Origin of the sequence: Chitinophaga sp. W2I13, assembly GCF_050434005.1 — a bacterium.
Taxonomy (GTDB): Bacteria; Bacteroidota; Bacteroidia; order Chitinophagales; family Chitinophagaceae; genus Chitinophaga.
The window spans coordinates 846,863-866,438 of the sequence record NZ_JBNPWD010000001.1; the positions used below are offsets into that span (position 1 = coordinate 846,863).

General features: G+C 47.5%; 17 protein-coding genes. 8 read left to right on the top strand and 9 right to left on the bottom strand.

Translation table 11 applies throughout. The features are described 5' to 3' along the window. Positions 1 to 62 precede the first annotated feature (62 nt). Positions 63 to 1,991, top strand: coding sequence for an arginine--tRNA ligase (gene argS / locus QFZ48_RS03435; protein ID WP_429045722.1), 1,929 nt, complete (start codon positions 63 to 65; stop codon positions 1,989 to 1,991). 331 nt (positions 1,992 to 2,322) lie between these two features. On the opposite strand, the gene QFZ48_RS03440 is transcribed toward argS, so the two are convergent. The 3 genes from QFZ48_RS03440 to lepB form a co-directional block, all read right to left on the bottom strand. Then, positions 2,323 to 2,706, bottom strand: a complete 384-nt coding sequence (locus QFZ48_RS03440) for a hypothetical protein (RefSeq protein WP_429045720.1) — start codon at positions 2,704 to 2,706, stop codon at positions 2,323 to 2,325. A gap of 77 nt (positions 2,707 to 2,783) precedes the next feature. Then, the gene (gene cdd, locus QFZ48_RS03445) at positions 2,784 to 3,272 is read right to left on the bottom strand and encodes a cytidine deaminase (protein WP_429045719.1); all 489 of its coding nucleotides are present in this window, start codon (positions 3,270 to 3,272) and stop codon (positions 2,784 to 2,786) included. A gap of 109 nt (positions 3,273 to 3,381) precedes the next feature. Then, a complete protein-coding gene (gene lepB, locus QFZ48_RS03450; protein WP_370913527.1) occupies positions 3,382 to 4,581 on the bottom strand; it encodes a signal peptidase I in 1,200 nt (399 codons plus the stop codon). Between the two features lie 177 nt (positions 4,582 to 4,758). On the opposite strand from lepB, the gene QFZ48_RS03455 reads away from it, so the two are divergent. Then, positions 4,759 to 5,628, top strand: coding sequence for a MerR family transcriptional regulator (locus tag QFZ48_RS03455; protein WP_429061145.1), 870 nt, complete (start codon positions 4,759 to 4,761; stop codon positions 5,626 to 5,628). 6 nt (positions 5,629 to 5,634) lie between these two features. On the opposite strand, the gene QFZ48_RS03460 is transcribed toward QFZ48_RS03455, so the two are convergent. Together QFZ48_RS03460 and QFZ48_RS03465 are read right to left on the bottom strand one after the other, a co-directional pair. Continuing rightward, on the bottom strand, positions 5,635 to 6,282 hold the full coding sequence (locus QFZ48_RS03460; RefSeq protein WP_429061147.1) for an alpha/beta fold hydrolase: 648 nt from the start codon (positions 6,280 to 6,282) through the stop codon (positions 5,635 to 5,637). 11 nt (positions 6,283 to 6,293) lie between these two features. After that, positions 6,294 to 7,478 carry a sigma-54-dependent transcriptional regulator gene (locus QFZ48_RS03465; protein WP_370913530.1) on the bottom strand — a complete coding sequence of 395 codons (1,185 nt, stop codon included), beginning with the start codon at positions 7,476 to 7,478 and terminating at the stop codon, positions 6,294 to 6,296. 245 nt (positions 7,479 to 7,723) lie between these two features. Between QFZ48_RS03465 and QFZ48_RS03470 the strand changes: the two genes are divergently transcribed. Both QFZ48_RS03470 and cysM read left to right on the top strand, forming a co-directional pair. Then, positions 7,724 to 8,536: a serine O-acetyltransferase gene (locus tag QFZ48_RS03470; RefSeq protein WP_370913531.1), complete on the top strand. Its 813-nt coding sequence runs from the start codon at positions 7,724 to 7,726 to the stop codon at positions 8,534 to 8,536. Between the two features lie 4 nt (positions 8,537 to 8,540). Continuing rightward, positions 8,541 to 9,422, top strand: a complete 882-nt coding sequence (cysM, locus tag QFZ48_RS03475; protein WP_429045710.1) for a cysteine synthase CysM — start codon at positions 8,541 to 8,543, stop codon at positions 9,420 to 9,422. 74 nt (positions 9,423 to 9,496) lie between these two features. Here cysM and QFZ48_RS03480 read toward each other — a convergent pair whose 3' ends face one another. Beyond that, positions 9,497 to 10,531, bottom strand: coding sequence for a pyruvate dehydrogenase complex E1 component subunit beta (locus QFZ48_RS03480; protein ID WP_429065455.1), 1,035 nt, complete (start codon positions 10,529 to 10,531; stop codon positions 9,497 to 9,499). Positions 10,532 to 10,741: 210 nt separating this feature from the next. Between QFZ48_RS03480 and QFZ48_RS03485 the strand changes: the two genes are divergently transcribed. Further along, positions 10,742 to 11,287, top strand: a complete 546-nt coding sequence (locus tag QFZ48_RS03485; protein WP_429061149.1) for a hypothetical protein — start codon at positions 10,742 to 10,744, stop codon at positions 11,285 to 11,287. 313 nt (positions 11,288 to 11,600) lie between these two features. Here QFZ48_RS03485 and QFZ48_RS03490 read toward each other — a convergent pair whose 3' ends face one another. Next, a complete protein-coding gene (locus QFZ48_RS03490; protein ID WP_429061151.1) occupies positions 11,601 to 12,773 on the bottom strand; it encodes an acetyl-CoA C-acyltransferase in 1,173 nt (390 codons plus the stop codon). A gap of 144 nt (positions 12,774 to 12,917) precedes the next feature. Between QFZ48_RS03490 and dnaG the strand changes: the two genes are divergently transcribed. Further along, positions 12,918 to 14,885 carry a DNA primase gene (dnaG, locus tag QFZ48_RS03495; RefSeq protein WP_429045705.1) on the top strand — a complete coding sequence of 656 codons (1,968 nt, stop codon included), beginning with the start codon at positions 12,918 to 12,920 and terminating at the stop codon, positions 14,883 to 14,885. 17 nt (positions 14,886 to 14,902) lie between these two features. Here dnaG and QFZ48_RS03500 read toward each other — a convergent pair whose 3' ends face one another. Further along, a complete protein-coding gene (locus QFZ48_RS03500) occupies positions 14,903 to 15,394 on the bottom strand; it encodes a dihydrofolate reductase (protein ID WP_429045703.1) in 492 nt (163 codons plus the stop codon). A gap of 8 nt (positions 15,395 to 15,402) precedes the next feature. Further along, positions 15,403 to 16,224 (bottom strand): thymidylate synthase, encoded by an 822-nt coding sequence (locus tag QFZ48_RS03505; protein ID WP_429045702.1) that lies wholly within the window; start codon positions 16,222 to 16,224, stop codon positions 15,403 to 15,405. Positions 16,225 to 16,548: 324 nt separating this feature from the next. Between QFZ48_RS03505 and QFZ48_RS03510 the strand changes: the two genes are divergently transcribed. Both QFZ48_RS03510 and QFZ48_RS03515 read left to right on the top strand, forming a co-directional pair. After that, positions 16,549 to 19,152 (top strand): SusC/RagA family TonB-linked outer membrane protein, encoded by a 2,604-nt coding sequence (locus tag QFZ48_RS03510; RefSeq protein WP_429061153.1) that lies wholly within the window; start codon positions 16,549 to 16,551, stop codon positions 19,150 to 19,152. A gap of 55 nt (positions 19,153 to 19,207) precedes the next feature. After that, entirely contained in the window at positions 19,208 to 19,546 is a 339-nt protein-coding gene (locus QFZ48_RS03515; protein WP_429061155.1) for a hypothetical protein, read from the top strand. Positions 19,547 to 19,576: the final 30 nt, after the last annotated feature.

Below are 19,576 nucleotides of genomic sequence, written 5' to 3' on the forward strand. Positions count from 1 at the left end.
GACAACCTTCGCTGCTTTCGGCTAATTAACTATCTTTGCCCCTCGCATTAATCATTTTCAGCATGAGTGTTGTACAATCCATCAGAACGGCCGCCGTGGCCGCCATTAATTCACTTTACGATCAGCAGTTAACAGCAGCAGAAATTGCTATTAATACCACCAAGCCTGAATTCGAAGGTGAGTATACCATTGTCGTTTTCTCTTTTACAAAATTCAGCCGGCAGAAACCCGAAGAAACAGCACAACGTATCGGGGAATACCTGACTGCCCACTACCCGGAACTGATTGCGCGATTCAATGTAGTAAAAGGGTTCCTGAACCTGAGCATCAACGATGCCTACTGGACAAAATTCCTCCAGCAACATTACAGCGACGTAAACATCGGATTACAGCCTGCCAATGGTAAAAAGATCATGGTGGAGTATTCATCTCCCAATACCAACAAACCTTTACACCTCGGTCACCTGCGTAATAATTTCCTGGGATATGCTATCGCCGAAATTATGAAAGCCAATGGCTACGAGGTGATCAAAGCCAACCTGGTAAATGACCGCGGTATCCATATCTGCAAATCCATGCTGGCATGGCAAATGTTTGCACATGGCGACACCCCGCAATCGACCGGTATAAAAGGCGATCACCTGGTGGGCGACTACTACGTGAAGTTTGAATCGGTGGTAAAAGAACAGGCAGAAATTATCATCGACCGCGTACTGGAAAATGACTTCCGTGACTTCGACAGCGCCGAAACCGAAAAGCTGGAAAAGCTGGTAACCGCCCTCCATAAGCCCGAAGTGAAAGACGATAAAGAAAAAACTGCCAAGATCATGGACGACATCAAAGAGATGTCGCGTAATAAAACAGAGATCATGCAGCAGGCGAAGATCATGCTGCAGCAGTGGGAAGCCGGCAACCCCGAAGTAAGGGAACTGTGGGCCACCATGAACAGCTGGGTGTATGAAGGCTTTGATCAAACCTATAAACGTCTTGGCATTGACTTCGACCAGATGTACTACGAAAGTGAAACCTACCTGTTAGGTAAAAACCTTGTAGCAGAAGGATTGGAGAAAGGCGTGCTGTTTAAAAAAGAAGATAACTCCGTATGGATAGATCTGACCGCCGACGGACTGGATCAAAAACTGCTGCTCCGCGGAGACGGCACCTCTGTATACATGACCCAGGACATGGGTACGGCGCGGTTGAAATATGAGCAGTACCAGATGGATCAAAGCGTATATGTGGTGGCAGATGAACAAAACTATCACTTCAAAGTACTCCAGCTGATTATGGAGAAACTGGGAGAACCTTCTGCCAAAGGTATTCACCACCTCAGCTATGGCATGGTGGAGCTGCCGCATGGCCGGATGAAAAGCCGGGAAGGTACGGTAGTGGATGCAGATGATATGATCACTGAAATGGTGAAAACAGCCGCAGAGAAAACACAGCAATCCGGTAAAAACCTGGATGCGTTTTCCGGTGAGCAACTCAACGAACTGTATGACACGGTGGGTATGGGCGCCATGAAATTTTTCCTGCTCCGCGTAGATCCTAAAAAGAAAATGATCTTTAATCCGGAAGAATCAATCGATTTGCATGGGTTCACCGCTCCGTTCATCCAGTATGCGTATGCGCGTATCAAATCCATCCTGCGGGACGCCGGCACAACAGCAGAACTTGAATCATATACCTACGAAGGAGAATTGCTGCCGCTCGAAAAGGAACTGATTATTCTGAACGAACAGTTTCCGGGTATACTGGCAGACGCATACCGCGAGCTGAGTCCTTCTGTGATCGCCAACTACGCGTTCCAGCTGGCCCAGTTATTCAATTCCTTTTATGCCGAGAAAGTGGAAGGCGTACCTACCTATTCCATTATCCGTGCTACCAGTGAAGAAAAGAAAAAACTGCGTTTACAGATTATCATGCTCACTGCACATACCATTGCTCAGAGTATGAAATTACTTGGCATCCGTGTACCGGAAAGAATGTAATAACGAGGAGGTTGTCTTTCTCACTGATTACGCTGATTTTACTGATTACAAGGATTTGATCATATGTGATTTTAAAAGGATTAGGGGAGATATAAGCGAATATACCCGCTTATATCTCCCCTAATCCTTTAAAAATCACATATGATCAAATCCTTGTAATCAGTAAAATCAGCGTAATCAGTGAGAAAGACAAAATTCGCTTATTAAAACGCTGCAGCCCTTACGGGTTGCAGCGTTAGCAACTTGCAGCCGCCGTGGCCGAAGTTGCCGAAGAAAATACCACAGTAAGCAGCGCAGCGAAAAAGGAGCTTGCCTATCCTTTATGCGCTGTTTAAAATCCCTCTACACTGTGGCAAATATTTTTACCGGGTTGTTCTCCGAGTATGAGAGCTTCATCGCATAAGCGTTCTCCCTTCTCCTGCTCACCCACACCCATATACGATTTTCCGAGCATAAACATAGCAAAAGCATTGATAGGTTGCAAGTGTAAAACTTTTTTCCATTGCACTATTGCCCGTTTAAAAAGTTTCCTTTCGTACAAGTCGTGTGCCAGATGCTGATAACGGTTAACGCTTTTCAGGGTATCCTTAACAACGTATAGCCCAGGACGGTAGTCTGCCTCTTTTTTATCAAAGTAACAGGCTGCCGGTTCACTATACACTGCAGTAAGTAATACAATACAACAGATACTAACGGATAGCTGACAGGATTTCATAGGTCGCGGCGCTTATGGGGCGCCGGACAAATATATACATAATAAATCGTAAATGAAAACTTACATATATGTAATAATCACACCCCCAGCTCCTCACCGCTAAAGGAAAGGGGCAGTAAATCGTTGGCACGACTGATCACATATATTTTACCGCTTAACCCCGCCATGATCACCCGGATAGGGCTTTCCTGTTTCCGTTCGTACTCCGACAATGTTTGCCGGCATATGCCACAGGGAGAAATGGGATGAGTACTGTCGCCGCTGAGGTTATTATAACTGATGGCAATGGTATCAATATCAATATTGGGATATACAGAAGCAGCGGAAGCCAGGGCCACTCTCTCCGCACATAACCCGATCGGATAAGAAGCGTTTTCCTGGTTAGAGCCCGCAATGATTTCCCCATTGGCCAGCCGGATCACCGCTCCCACCTGGAAACGGGAATAAGGTGCATAAGCATATGCCGTTACTTCCCTCGCTTCTTTCAGCAGCCACGCGTCAGCATCGGAAAGACCGGTAAGATCATCATATACCTCGTATTCAATATGCAGCAATTGTTTCTCCATAACAACAGTTGAAAAGGGTTCTTCGTATAGTCGTTGTCGGGGTAAGACAACAACGGACCGGCATACTGCCGGTCCGTAATTTACTTCAAATTATATTTCGGGCGGTTGCTTACTTAATATTTCTGAAGATACGGCTCCAGCGGATACCGCCTTCTCCATAGCTCATCCAGATCAACCAGGCTTTACCCACTACGTGATCTTCCGGCACAAAGCCCCAGAAACGGGAGTCGAGGGAGTTGTTACGGTTATCCCCCATCATCCAGTAATAGTTCATCTTAAATGTATAGCTATCAGCGGGTTGACCGTTGATGATGAACTTACCATCTTTCCGCTCCAGCGTATTGCCTTCATAAACACGGATCACGCGGTCGTATAAAGCGATGTTGCTTTCGTCCAGCTTAACGGTAGCGCCTTTTTTAGGAATATACAGCGGACCAAAGTTTTCTTCTGTCCATTTGAAATGCGCGGTATCGTGCGGGAAAACGTTATTGTAATTGAAATCCGTAAAATCAGACTCCTGGTATATTTTAATGTCTTTCACGATTGGCTTAAACTGCTCGAGCGCTGCTACGTTGGCCGGTGTGAGGTTGTAAATGAACTTGCTGGCATCAAGCTGGTAAAAGTCCGGGCCGGAAGTAGCAATGCCCAGGTCTTCCAGGCGGCTGCTGTTAAGCTGGTCGCCGGTAGTTTCCACTACATATTTATGCTGGCTGCCGGGAGGAACCGGTGCTGCCTGCCCGTTGACATATACTGCACCTTTGATGATCCGGATGGTATCGCCGGCCTGGGCCATGCAACGTTTGATATAATTCTCCCTTTTATCTACCGGGCGCTGGATGATCTTATAAGAGTTCTGCACCGACTGCCAGCCAAACTGCCGCACCATGCCATAATAGCTGGGATCGGGCGAGTCAATGGCTACGGTATCTCCTTCCGGGAAGTTAAAAACCACTACATCGTACCGTTTGATATCTGAGAAACCGGGTAAACGTCTGTATTTCCACTTCACCGCCTCTGAATAGGCTTTTGCGGATTTGGTAAAGGGCAGGGTATGATGTACAAAGGGTACTGCCAGCGGCGTCATTGGGATACGTGGTCCGTAACTGATCTTGCTCACAAACAGAAAGTCGTTCACAAGTAAGGTTTTTTCCATTGAAGGTGTCGGGATCGTATAGGCCTCAAAAATAAAGGTGCGGATAAGCGTGGCTGCTATAATAGCGAAGATCGCAGCGTCTAACCATTCTCTAACCGCAGATTTCTTTTTCTTAGGCTGACTGTCTTTGTTTTTTTTCCAAAATGCCAGGTTCATTCAGTTACGCTTATTAGATGCTTAAAAAGGCAAATATAATATTCTGTTGCTAGCCTGTCGCTATTACTTTACAAAAGTTTTCTTAAAAATAGATTAAAATATTGTTTATTATAGTTTTTAAGTATATGGTGTATCCACCAATGAATTGCCTAAATTTGACGTTTTACTATACCTCCGTTGAATACATTTACGATCAAGGATATTGAAAACTTTACCGGTATAAAGGCGCATACCATCAGGATATGGGAGCAGCGGTTCCAGTTATTCTCCGCCAGGCGGAAGGATACCAATCACAGGATCTATGATGGGGAGGATCTGAAAGCCTTATTGCGTATAGCCTATTTATATCATCACGGGATCAAGATCTCGCGCATAGCTGCGTTGTCGGAGGAAGAACAGAATAAACTGTCGTTGCAGCTGGCCGCCGAAGGATCGGCTGCAGGTCTCCAGGTAAATGAGCTGATTGCCGCCACGCTCGATTATGATTACTTCCGCTTTGAGCGCATTTTTTACAGCCAGGTATTACACCTGGGATTTGAGCACTGTATTACAAAGATCATTTACCCTTTCCTTGAAAAGATAGGCGTGCTATGGCTTACTGGCAATGTGATCCCGGCACAGGAGCACTTCTGCGCCAATATTATCCGCACCAAAATAATGACGGCGATCGACGGCCAGCAGATGAACCAACAGGCTACTACCCATTACCTGTTATTTCTCCCGGAGGGAGAATTTCATGAAATACCATTGTTGTATGTGCAATACCTGCTGAAAAAAAACGGGAAACTGGTTACCAGCTTCGGCGCCAACGTTCCATTTGATGATCTGAAAACATTTACCCCGGTGCCGCCGGTAACCCATATGTATACCCACCTGCTTACCAATGTAACGAAACAGGCAGTAACCCAGTTTGTCGCCGCACTGGCGCAGCAGTTCCCGGGTATTAAGATCCTGATGTCAGGACCGCAGGTATGGCAGCTGACCGGCCCATTGCCGGAAAATGTATTCGTATTGAAAAGCCTGGATGAGTTATTGGCGTTTAACTGATCTGTATCAAAGTACTTCCTCCAGGATACGATTGATGGCTGCTGAGCGGTTCAGCACCATAAAATGCCCGCCATCGGGAATGAGGTGTGTAGGCTGAAGATATTTAACCGGAAAAGGCAGGTCCCGTGCGCCGTGGATATGCACCAGTCCTTCCGGCACCTGCTCATTTTCCCAGTGCAGGATCGCGTTTACCGCCCAACGCGTAAAGGTATAGTCGCGCTTTGCAAGGTATTCATTCACCAGTTTGCGTTCTTCCGGTGTTTCGATATTGAGGAACTTCCTGACAACCACGCTTCTCCGTTGGTACAGCAGGCTGTCGGGCAATTTGTGCAGTCCGAGTTTCTTTACCCAGTTATAATAGGGAGGCTTTTCCGAGCTACGTTTAATGCTCGACAGGAGGATGTTCTTTTCTACGGGAATATGCCGGGCTATTTCCAGGCTCATGATGCCGCCGAAAGACACGCCTATTAGGGTTACTCTCCCATCAGCCGCAATGTTTTGGGCCATACGGGCCGCATAGCGGCTGATGGGTTCCTCCTGCAATGGAGGGATCCATTGCAGGTGATGCACCTGGTAGCCGGTGGGAAAACGCAGGTTGTTGAAAATGCGTTCATCCGCACCCAGTCCACTGATCAGATACAGGTGTTTTTGCATGTTGTTGCTGGTTAAGAGCTTACCTTTCTTTTATCGCGGCTTGGCACCACGAAATCTTCCACGTCTTCCGCAGTGATGGTTTTACCGGAAAGGATAACGAGCCTTTCCACTACGTTCCTGAGCTCACGGATATTACCGGTCCAGTTGTGATTTTGTAAAGCTTTCATGGCATCTTTATCCGCTACTTTGCGGGAGATACCATATTCGCTGCAAACGCTGTCGAGGAAGCTGTCTACCAGTAACGGCACATCATCCCGGCGGTCGTTCAGGGAAGGAACGTGGATCAGGATCACGCTTAAACGGTGATAAAGATCCAGGCGGAAGTTTTTGTTTTCCACTTCCTGCAGCAGGTCCTTGTTGGTAGCGGCTACTACCCTCACGTCCACGCTGATTTCCTTATCTCCGCCTACGCGGGTAATTTTTCCTTCCTGCAGGGCGCGCAATACCTTTGCCTGTGCGCTGAGGCTCATATCGCCAATTTCATCCAGGAAGAGGGTACCGCCACTTGCCTGTTCAAACTTCCCGATCCGTTGTTTTACAGCGGATGTAAAGGAGCCTTTTTCGTGGCCAAACAGTTCACTTTCAATGAGCTCTCCGGGGATGGCTGCGCAGTTTACTTCCACCATAGGGCCGCCGGCGCGGTTACTGCGTTCATGCAGCCACCTGGCCACCAGTTCCTTACCCACCCCGTTATCGCCGGTAATCAATACCCTGGCATCCGTGGGCGCTACTTTTTCTATCGTTTCTTTAATTTTCAGTATCGGGGTGGATTGACCAATCATATCCGGCACCTTATTCACCTTGCGGCGCAGGGTTTTGGTTTCGGTAACCAGGTTGGTTCTATCCATTGCATTACGCAGGGTAATGAGTAAGCGGTTCAGATCCGGCGGCTTTGAAATATAATCATAGGCGCCTTTTTTCACCGCATCTACTGCCGTATCAATATTACCGTGGCCAGACACCATGATAATAGGAATATCCCCGTTCACCTCACGTGCTTTCTCGAGAAACTCCAGTCCGTCCATTTTAGGCATTTTGATATCGCAAAGAACGGCATCATATGACTTTGCCTGGAACATTTTAAATCCTTCCATACCATCCGCGGCCTCATCTACCTTATAACCTTCATAGGTTAAAATTTCCGTGAGTGTTTTACGAATACTTTTTTCGTCGTCTATTATTAAAATGTTAGCCATAATCAGTTTTATTTTGTACGACCGGCAATACCTGCCTTTTATACAACGGGCAAAAATAAAGATTAATCCCTTAAAATTGCATTATATCAGGGATCATTTAACATGTCAGAAACAATTGAGAGATTACCATATCCTCCCGGCAGCCAGGAACGCTTGAATATTAGCAGACAGTCTACTACCTTTACAGGATTAATGCGTAATTTCAGTAACGATTAAAGTGCCAATACCTGTAATTCGATCCGCATATGAATGATTTTCTGGAAGAGTTGAAGCGGCGGCACCAGCTGGCAGCGGCGAACGCCTATCCTGCCACGGGTGCAGTAGATGAATTTGTGAGCCACCTGTTGAATTGGTTATTTCCTGAACATACCGGCCAGGTAATCCCCGATCCGGTGGCGCTGGAACGTTTTGGCCATGAACTGGAAGCCCAGTTGCAGCAATTGCTGCAATCAATGGAAAATCAGCTGCCTGCGGACGCCGCGGGGCTGAGCCGCGACTTTATGAACAAAGTACCGGTGATATATGATGAACTGACAAAAGATGCCACGGCCATTTACCAGGGCGACCCGGCAGCATCCTGTTTATACGAAGTAATCCGTGCCTATCCGGGGTTTTATGCCATTGCCTTTTACCGCATTGCGCATGCCCTGTACCAGCTGAAAATACCGGTATTACCCCGGATGATTACAGAACTGGCGCATTCCCGTACAGGAGTGGATATTCATCCGGGTGCGGTGATAGCGCCCTGGTGTTGCATAGATCATGGTACCGGCATTGTGATCGGGGAAACCACTGTAATAGGACCGCATGTAAAGCTGTACCAGGGCGTAACGCTGGGTGCACTGAGCATTGAAAAAAGTATGGCGCGCAGCAAGCGGCATCCTACTATTGAGGAACATGTAGTGATTTATGCCGGCGCCACCATTCTTGGCGGTGATACGGTGATAGGCCATCATAGCGTAATAGGCGGGAATGTGTGGCTGATTAAAAGTGTGGAACCTTTCTCCCGGATCTATTATAAAGCAGAACATAAATTTTCAGATACAAACCAGGACTAGTACAATGGCTTCCATCATAGATCTGATCGGCAACACGCCGATGGTAGAATTAAAGAAGATATCCGTTAACCCGGCCGTTAAAATTTTTGCCAAACTGGAAGGAAACAATCCTGCCGGCAGCGTGAAAGACAGGGCCGCCTATGGCATGATCAAAGGCGCGCTCGACAGGGGCGATATTAAGCCGGGCATGAAACTGATAGAAGCTACCAGCGGCAATACGGGTATTGCACTGGCCATGATTGCCAGTCTTTTCGGCATTGAAATAGAACTGGTAATGCCTGCAGATGCTACCCGCGAGCGGGTGCTCACTATGGAAGTATATGGCGCCAAAGTAACGCTCACGCCAAAGGAATTGTCCATGGAAGGCTCTATCGACTATGCCAACGCCCAGGTGGAGAAAGGCGGTTACTATATGCTGAACCAGTTTGCCAATCCCGATAACTACGGCATGCACTATAAAACTACCGGACCTGAAATCTGGAAAGATACCAACGGGGAAGTGACGCACTTTGTAAGTGCGATGGGGACTACTGGTACTATTATGGGTGTATCCCGCTATTTAAAGGAGCAGAACCCGGCAGTACAGATTGTAGGATGCCAGCCTACCGAAGGGTCAAAAATCCCGGGCATCCGCAAATGGCCGGAAGCTTATCTCCCTAAAATATTTGAAAAACCGAGGGTAGACCGTATCATGGATATTTCAGAAGAAGAAGCGAGGATCATGACCAAAAGACTGGCAAAGGAAGAAGCGGTATTTTGTGGTATGAGCAGCGGCGGCGCTGTGGCAGCGGCTGTACGGGTATCAAAGGAATTACGTAGTGGCGTGATCGTTAGTATCATCTGTGATCGCGGCGACCGTTACCTTTCCAGCGATCTGTTTTCCTGAAAATATTTTTAAAGATAAAAAGAAACGGAGCGAAGAAAATCTTCGCTCCGTTTCTTTTATATCGATAGCAGGTGCTATTTTTTCATGTACATTACTTCTTTCACCAGTTTCACGGTACGTTCCACATCCGGCAGGTATTGCTTAACCAGGTTAGGAGCATAGTGCATAGGAGCATCCTGTGCGGTGATACGGCGGATCGGTGCATCCAGGTAGTCGAAACCTTCTTTCTGGATACGGTAAGTAATTTCGGAAGAAATACTTGCGAATGGCCATTGTTCTTCAACAATTACCAGGCGGTTTGTTTTCTTCACTGATTCCAGGATGGTGAACCAGTCCAGCGGACGAATGGTACGGAGATCGATTACTTCTGCTTCGATACCTTCTTTTGCCAGTTCTTCAGCTGCACCCAGCGCTACTTTCATCATTTTATTGAAAGATACGATGGTTACATCTTTACCGGCACGTTTGATATCTGCTTTACCAATCGGGATGATATATTCTTCTTCAGGAACTTCACCCATATCGCCATACATCACTTCACTTTCCATGAAAACAACCGGATCATCATCGCGGATAGCCGCTTTGAGCAAACCTTTTGCATCATATGGATTGGAAACGGAGATTACTTTCAGGCCCGGGATATTGGCGTAGTAACTTTCGAATGCAGTGGAGTGCTGCGCACCCAATTGACCGGCAGAACCGTTTGGTCCGCGGAAAACGATCGGGCAACCCACCTGGCCGCCACTCATTGCCAACATTTTAGAAGCGGTATTGAGGATCTGATCCAGCGCCAGTACAGCGAAGTTCCAGGTCATGAATTCAACTACCGGACGCAGGCCGTTCTGTGCAGCACCTACTCCGATTGCAGCAAATCCAAGTTCAGCAATCGGCGTGTCAATAACACGTTTTGGACCAAACTCATCCAGCATTCCCTGGCTCACTTTATAAGCACCATTGTATTCGGCTACTTCCTCCCCCATAAGGAATACCCGTTCATCACGGCGAAATTCCTCCTGCAGGGCTTCTCTTAAGGCTTGTCTGAAAGCTATCTGACGCATGCTATTCTTAATTGAAAGTTTAAATGCCTTATTGAAAGGCAGGGCAAAAATATTGTTTGTTAGCGAAAAAGCAAAGCAAACGCCCGATTAATAATTATTATACCCCCCACATGCAGTCTGTATACTATTAATTAAAAAAAATACATATATTTATATTTTAGACTATAGTACACCCGGCCAACAACTTTACCCGCTGTCATGATTACCATTATTATCCTAACCTTATGCTTTTTAGCTGCCCTGTCCTGTAAAATAAAAAAGGTGAAAGCACCGGAAATACAGGCGCTCCTGTGGTACCTTCACCTGGTTTTTGGCTGCTTAGCGCTCCTGTGCGTGTTATTGATGCTGAACGACTACGGCTTCAAGGGCACACAAACCGAACGGGTGTTCTTTACCCTCTACGCAGGTACCGGTATGCTGATTTACGGCCTTACCAAACCGGATAACGACGCCAGGTACGCCTACCTGACAGGTTTTTTTGGCTTCCCGTTTGTATTGCTGATTGGGCTGCTGCTGCCGCCGCTGCGTACCCTTACCCTGGTAGCCGCTATCACCTTATTGTCGGACAGCGAGTTTCAGCGCTATACTATTGACGACGATTACGCCCTGCAAACGAAAACTACCGGCATATTGTCCAGCTACCCGGTTTACAGCCTGGTGGAAGATAAATACCTGTTTTTTGAGAAAATAGTGCCTGACGTGGTAAAACCAAAGGCTGCATTGCATTCGCTGAAGATGGTCAAAAAAGGGGAAGACAGCTTGAGAATACAGGTAAATAACATAGATACCGTGATTGCTATTTATTGATGAAGTGTAAACCTGTTTCAGGTTTATTTCTCCAGGTGTAAAGTTTTTTCAGGACAAAACCGGGGTGGAAGTGTATGGGGAGTGTATGGAGAGTGTATCATGAATGTAAGGGGACTATATGGGGAGTATATAGGGAGTACGACACATACACGACTCCTAAGTAACTGAGAAGTATCGGAGAAGTATCCGAGAAGTATCCAAAGAGTATTAACCCGCTTACCGGCAATGCCATAACGGCCCCTGCCGCTGTAAGATTAAATAAATCAGTCGTCAGCTGCTGGTTTCGAAAAAAACAGCAGCTGACGGCCTGTAATTAAACTCTTTCTATAATAATCGCGCTGGCGCCGCCACCACCATTGCAGATTCCTGCAACGCCGTAACGCGCCTGCTGCTGATGCAGAATTGCATTCAATGTTACCACAATCCGCGCACCACTGCAACCAATAGGATGTCCCATGGCTACGGCCCCACCCCATACATTCACTTTATCGAGCGACAGCCCCAGGTCTTTCGCATTGGCAATAGGCACGCAGGAAAATGCTTCATTCACTTCCGCCACATCCATGTCGCTGATTTTCAGGCCAGCTTTATTCAGTGCGTTGTTGATAGCTTTTACCGGGGTAGTGGTAAACCATTCCGGCACCTGCGAAGCATCGGCAAAGCTGATGATCTTTGCCAGTGGCTTTAATCCGAGCGCTTTCAGTTTTTCACCGCTCACCAGCACTACTACTGCCGCACCATCGTTGATGTTGGAGGCATTGGCAGCGGTGATGGTGCCGTCTTTCTGAAAACTTGGTTTCAGGGAAGGCACTTTTTCAAAAATCACTTTCTTATAGTCTTCATCTTCAGACACCGTTACCACCTGTTTTCCGGGTACCTGTACCGGCACTACTTCATCTTTAAAATATCCTTTCTCCCAGGCTGCGGCTGCGCGTTTATAGCTTTCGATAGCGTACGCGTCCTGGTCTTCCCGGGTAATTTTGTATTCGGTGGCGCACAGCTCTGCTGCGTTGCCCATATGAAAATCCTTGTAAGGGTCCCAGAGGCCGTCGCGGATGATGCCGTCGGTAATGGCGCCATGTCCGAGTTTATAACCGGTACGGGCTTTATCCAGGTAGTAAGGGGTTGCGCTCATGTTTTCCATGCCGCCGGCCACCACTACGTCGTTGTCGCCCAGCATAATACTTTGGGCGCCCAGCATAATGGCTTTCATACCGGAAGCGCATACTTTGTTTACCGTAGTACAGGGAACATTGTTAGGCACGCCTGCAGCGAGACTGGCCTGATTAGCGGGCGCCTGGCCGAGGTTGGCGCTCAGCACATTGCCCATATATACTTCATTTACTTCTGCCGGGGCGATACCCGCCCTTTCCAGAGCCGCTTTAATAACGTGAGCGCCAAGCTGTGTGGCCGGAATGCCTGCCAGTGCGCCATTGAACGAACCGATAGGCGTACGGGCCACGGCTACTATAAATACTTCTTTCATCTGATAAATAAGATTGATTTGGCTAGTTTATAATCTACCAAATATAAGGAAAAGTTGCCGGGAACAGCAACCACGCCTACATGCTGATCCCCTTCTCTCCAAATCCTAATTTTCCCGTATGTTTGCAGTTGCATTTACGAAACCGTGATATCTCAGAACTCCATACAACAGATCCTCAGCCGCATTGATATTGTGGAAATTGTGGGTTCCTTCGTTAAACTGAAAAAAAGAGGCGCCAACTACTTAGGCTTGTGTCCATTTCATAACGAAAAGTCCCCTTCTTTCACCGTATCTCCCGGAAAAGAAATCTATAAATGCTTTGGTTGCGGCGCCAGCGGCAATTCCATCAGCTTTATCATGGAGCATGAAAAGTACTCCTATGTAGAAGCACTCCGGTGGCTGGCACAACGGTACCAGGTAGAGCTGGAGGAAACGGAAGTAAGCCCCGAACTGAAGCAGCACCAGCTGATGGCGGATAGTTTGTTTATCATCAACAACTACGCCCGGGAGTACTTCACCGATACCCTTTTTAATAAAGATGAAGGCCAGAATGTGGGTCTGAGTTATTTTGAAGAAAGAGGATTTACGGAAGAAACCATCAAAAAGTTCCAGCTAGGCTACTGTCTGAATACCTTTGACTCTTTTGCCAAATCGGCACTGGACAAAGGCTACAACCTGGAATACCTGCAAAAAACAGGATTGGTTACCATCCGGAACGATCAACCTGCCGATAATTACCGCGGCAGGGTCATATTCCCGATCCATAACCAGTCCGGAAAAATACTGGGCTTCGGGGCGCGTATCCTGGTAAAATCAGACCGGGCGCCCAAATACATCAATTCTCCCGAAAACGAAATTTATGTAAAAAGCCGGGTACTGTATGGTACCTACTTTGCACGGCACGCCATCGATAAACTCAATGAGTGCCTGCTCGTAGAAGGTTATACCGACGTAATTTCCCTGCACCAGGCAGGTGTGGAAAACGTGGTGGCCTCCAGCGGTACCTCCCTTACGCAGGATCAGCTGCGGCTGATTAAGAAATATACCAATAACCTCACCATCCTTTACGATGGCGACAGCGCCGGGGTGAAAGCAGCGCTCCGCGGGCTGGACATGGCCATTGAAGAAGGATTGAACGTGAAGCTGGTATTGCTTCCGGACAAAGAAGACCCGGACAGCTATGTGCAAAAGATCGGTGCGGAAGCCTTCCGTGAATTCATTAAAGATAACAAGCAGGACTTTGTACTGTTCAAGCTGCAGCTGAGCATGCAGGAAGCCGGCGCCGACAGTAATAAAAAATCACAGCTGGTAAATGAAATCGCTGAAACCATTTCAAAAATTGATAAGGCGGAAGATTTTACCCGGCAGCAGGATTATATCCGTCAGTGCAGCCAGCTACTCCATATCGATGAACAGGGATTGATCCAGCTGGTCAATAAATTTATCCGCGACCGCCTCGTTAAACGGGAGCAGGCCTATGCGCGTAACAATCCCGCTCCCAGCGATGATGGCCTCAGCGAAGAAGCTATTGCCGCTATGGAGGCTGCTGAAACAGGCATTTCAGTAGACTCGCTCATCAACGGGCATGAAAAGCAGGAAAAAGAACTGGTGAAAATCCTGCTGCGTTTTGGCGATAAACCCTTCAGCGAAGAAGAAAACAACACCGTAGCCGACTATGTGTTCCACCTTCCCTACGATTTCGAGGCATTGGCAGAAAGTGAGCTGGTGAAAAGGATTTTAAGGGAATACAAAGCATTGTACGATGCAGGGAACCTGCAGGACAAACGGTGGTTCCTGTATCATGAAGATCAGCAGCTGTCAAAACAGATTGCCAATATACTGGAAGATAAAGAAGCCGATTTGAGTATTAACTGGAAAGACCGTTTCGAGATTGATACCGTATACGGTGATAATGCCTATCTGAGAGATACCATCTCCACTACCAACTATCTTATTCTGCGTAAGATCAAGAAGCTGATCCACGAAAACCAGGAAGAGGCTAAAAAGGCGACAGACATGGACCAGATCCTGAACTGCCTTGAAATGCAGAAGCACCTCAACTCCCTGGAAAAGGAACTCACGAACGGCATGGGCACCGTTATTTTCAAGTAACCGTTAACGTTAGTATCTCAAATCCGCTCCCATACCTGGAAGGAGAACGGGTACTGATTTTTTTCATCCGCCTCATGGCGCTCATCACTTACCAGTTCAAACTCTGCGCCATCCAGTTGGGGGAAAAAGGCATCCCCATGAACAACCGCATATACGCGGGTGAGATAGATCCGGTCTACTAACGCCCACGCCTGTTCGAAAATTTGCGAGCCGCCGGTGATAAACAATTCATCACCGCCGAATGACCTGGCTTTCTCAACACCTTCCTCTATAGAACGCACTACATATGCACCTTCCGGCTGAAAATCCGTTTGACGGGTAATCACGATATTAGGTCTGCCGGGCAATGGTTTGCCCAGGGAGTCAAATGTTTTACGTCCCATTACAATGGGTTTTCCCAATGTGGTGGATTTAAAATATTTAAGATCCAGCGGTAAACGCCAGGGTAACATATTGTTGATACCGATTACGTTATTTTCCGAAGCGGCTACGATAATGGATATACGCATATGGAAAGTTATATGGCTACCGGTGCTTTAATGGCCGGGTGAAACTGGTAATTCACCAGTTCAAAATCTTCATACTTAAAGGAGAAAATATCTTTTACGTCCGGGTTGATCTTCATCACCGGAAGCGGGAATGGTTGCCTGCCTAATTGCAGGTTGGCCTGTTCTATATGATTGCTGTACAAATGCACGTCTCCGAAAGTATGGATAAAGTCGCCGGCTTCCAGGTCGCACACCTGCGCCATCATCATGGTTAACAAGGCGTAGGAGGCGATATTGAAAGGTACACCGAGGAATACATCTGCGCTGCGCTGGTATAGCTGGCAGCTCAGTTTACCACGGGTTTGCCCTTTTGCGGGATCTGCAGGGGTTACATAAAACTGGAACAGGCAATGACAGGGGCTGAGTGCCATTTCCGGCAGTTCGCCCACATTCCACGCGTTCACAATAATACGGCGGGAATCAGGATTATTTTTGATGGTATTTACCGCTTCGGTGATCTGGTCTATTACCTTGCCGCTGCGGGTTTCCCAGCTGCGCCATTGCTTTCCGTACACGGGTCCGAGGTCGCCATTTTCATCGGCCCACTCATCCCAGATGCTTACGCCATGTTCTTTCAGCCAGGCGGTGTTGGTATCTCCTCTTAAAAACCAGAGCAGTTCATATATAATCGATTTGAGATGCAGCTTTTTGGTGGTCACCACGGGGAAACCATCCTGCAGGTTGAATCTCATCTGGTAGCCAAAACAGCTGGTAGTGCCGGTGCCGGTGCGGTCTGTTTTTACCGCGCCTTCCCGGATAATATGTTGTAATAAAGATAAATACTGCTCCATAAGGTCGCAATTTACGAAGTTTTCCAGTTGAAAAAATATAACATATTTAAGTCAAAGAAAAAAAGCGGAAGTACCCTTAAAATTTCGTAATCTGCTATATCATTTTACGTTACAATAAGATCGGCTTAATGAGAAGTCCTTGCCATCAGAGATGATGATGAAAAACCTGTAGTACCCCTTGTGCAAGGATCGCAACAAATTAACGCTATTAAACAACCAAAATCAAATCAGGATCTGTACTATCTATAAACCAGAAAAATAATCAGCAACATGATATTGTAACCTCGTTTTAATCATCATTCATTATCTAAACCATTTCAAGCTATGCTTCTACCAAAATCCAGCTTGCTGGTACTGCTATGCCTATGCAGTACCCTGGCACTATTTGCGCAGCAAAACATTACCGGAAAAATCCGGGATGCCGTCAGCGGCAAACCCATTCCGGGCGTCACCGTACGCATTCCCAACACCAATAAAGGGACCATTACTGATGCCGATGGCAACTATACGCTGGCCATCACGGCCGGCACTACCAGTTTAATGGTGAGCTATACCGGTTATAAAACCAAAACAATCAATCTTACACCGGGTAACAACGTAATAAACCTGAGCCTGGAAGAAGATTTCGCCCGGCTGGATGAAATTGTGGTAACCGGGTTGGCCACCAATGTAAAGCGAAGTAATCTTGCCAATGCGGTAGCTACTATTTCCGGCACGGAATTAAACGGGGTGGCGCCTGCGCAAACATTTGACGCAGCCATCAGCGGTAAGGTGCCCGGCGCACTGATAACCGCCAATTCCGGCGCCCCCGGCGGCGGCATCTCTGTAAAAATGCGCGGTATCACTTCTGTATTTGGCAACTCGCAGCCACTATATGTTGTAGATGGTATTTTCTTCAATAACAGCAGTATTCCCGCCGGATTGAACGATGTAACCGGCGCCGCTACCTCGGGCAGTCCCAACAACCAGGACAACCCTTCCAGCCGCATTGCAGACCTCAACCCGGAAGACATTGAAAATATTGAAATCCTGAAAGGCGCTTCCGCCGCCGCTATGTATGGCGCCAAAGCTGCTGCCGGCGTAATCATCATCACCACCAAAAAAGGTAAATCAGGCAAAACGAAAGTGTCCCTCAACCAGGAAACCGGTTTTACCAAAGTACGGCACCTGATGGGCGTCCGCACCTTTACCCCAGAAACAGCTGCTGATCTTGCAGGTACTGCTGATAACCCTGATCCTGACGTACAGGCGAAGCGTGCTGCTTACAAGGCGCAGTTCACCGAGGCAAAGAATGCCGGGAAGATCTTTGACTATGAAAAAGAGCTCTTCGGGCAAACCGGACTGGTGCTGAACACCGGCGTGTCTCTCAGTGGCGGCGGTGAAAAAACTACCTTCTATCTTTCCGGCAACCGGCGGCAGGAAAACGGTATTGTGAAAGGCACCGGCTATTTCAACAACTCCATCCGGCTGAATGTGGATCATAAGGTGAGCGATCGTATATCCATAGGCGTTACTACCAACTATATCAACTCTTCCGCCGACAGGGGGCTCACCAATAACGATAACAACGGCGTTTCCCTCGGTGTGGCGTTGTCGTCCACACCCGATTTTGTGAACCTGTTTCCCAACGCGCTCGGTGAGTATCCGCGCAATAGCTTCGCCAGTTCCAACCCGCTGGAAACGCGCGACAATATGATCAACAACGAACAAACCAACCGCTTTGTTGGTGGTGGTAATATTGAGATACGGCTGCAGCAAAGCGACCGTTCCACCACCAGGCTGGTAGGGCGCGGTGGTATCGATTACTTCAATTTCAAAACCACCGCCTTGTTTCCACGTAACCTCCAGTTTGAAGAGAACGGACAACAGGGACATTCCATCCAGGGCAATACCAACAACACCAATACCAACATCGGCGGATTTATAGTGAATACGTTTACGCCAAGCGACAAGCTCAGTTTAACCAGTACTGCCGGCGCCACCCTGGAAACCGGTTATCTCGACAATATTGTTACCGTAGCTACCAACCTGGTATCCGGCCAGAGTAACCTGGATGCCAGCGCCAACACCACTACCCGGCAATTCCGCCAGAAATACCGCGATAACGGTATTTTTATCCAGGAAGACCTTTCCCTGATAGACGCCATTACTTTCAGTGCCGGCGTACGTTTCGACCGGTCCACCAACAACGGCGAATACCAGAAATATTACGTTTTCCCCAAAGGATCTGTTTCCTGGAATATTGCCAAAATGGATTTCTGGAAGGTAGCCGGTGTGGATAATCTCAAGCTGCGCGCAGCTTATGGCCAATCCGGCAACGTACCTCCTTATGGCAGTAAATTTACCCAGATGCTCGGCAGCAATATCGGCGGCTTCCCCGGCGTGCTGGTAGAAAACCAGCAGGGCAACCCCGATATTAAACCGGAACGGCAAACAGAATTTGAAACCGGGCTGGATGTAAGCGTACTGAATGGCCGCATCAGCCTGGAAGCAACTTACTATAACAAAAAGATTTATGACGTATTACTGCGTCATGCGCTTCCCGGTTCTTCCGGTTATGCTACTGAATGGAAAAACAGTGGTGACCTGAGAAATAAAGGAATAGAGCTGGGATTAAACCTGATACCCGTGAACCAGCCCAATGTGCGGTGGAACAGCAGCATTAACTGGTGGCAAAACCGTTCCAAAGTCACCAAGCTGATCATTCCTCCCTATGCCATTGGCGCCTTTGGTAACTCCCTCGGCACTTTTTACCTGGAAGAAGGACAACCCGCCACACAGCTCAAAGGCATTGTAAACGGCGACCTGAAGCTGATCGGAAATGCTGAACCGGATTTCCAGATGAGTTTCTTCAATGAATTAACCGTGTTCAAAAACTTCTCCCTGCGTTTCCTCATCCACTGGAAAAAAAGGCGGCGACAACATTAATCTTACACAGCTGCTCACCGACGCAGGAGCCACCTCTTTTGATTATGACGATGAGATGAAAGGCACCAAGGCAGGGCTTTACCGCCCCGGCGCAGGCGATGCTTCCATTTATGTGCAGGATGCTTCGTATGTACGTATCCGTGAGATCGGTCTTTATTACAATATTCCCATGAAAAATACATCCGTGCTGAAAGCAATCCGTGTGGGTGTATCTGCCAATAATTTCTTTACATGGACAAAGTACGTGGGGTATGATCCGGAAGTATCCAACTTCGGAAGTAACACCATTACTACCGCTCAAACCCGTGGCAGTAACGGGTTATCAACCGGAGTAGATGTTATGCCGTTCCCTGCATCTAAAAGGGCCAGCTTTCATGTTGGCGTCGATTTCTGATCATTTTCCATCTGCTTAAAAACATTACAT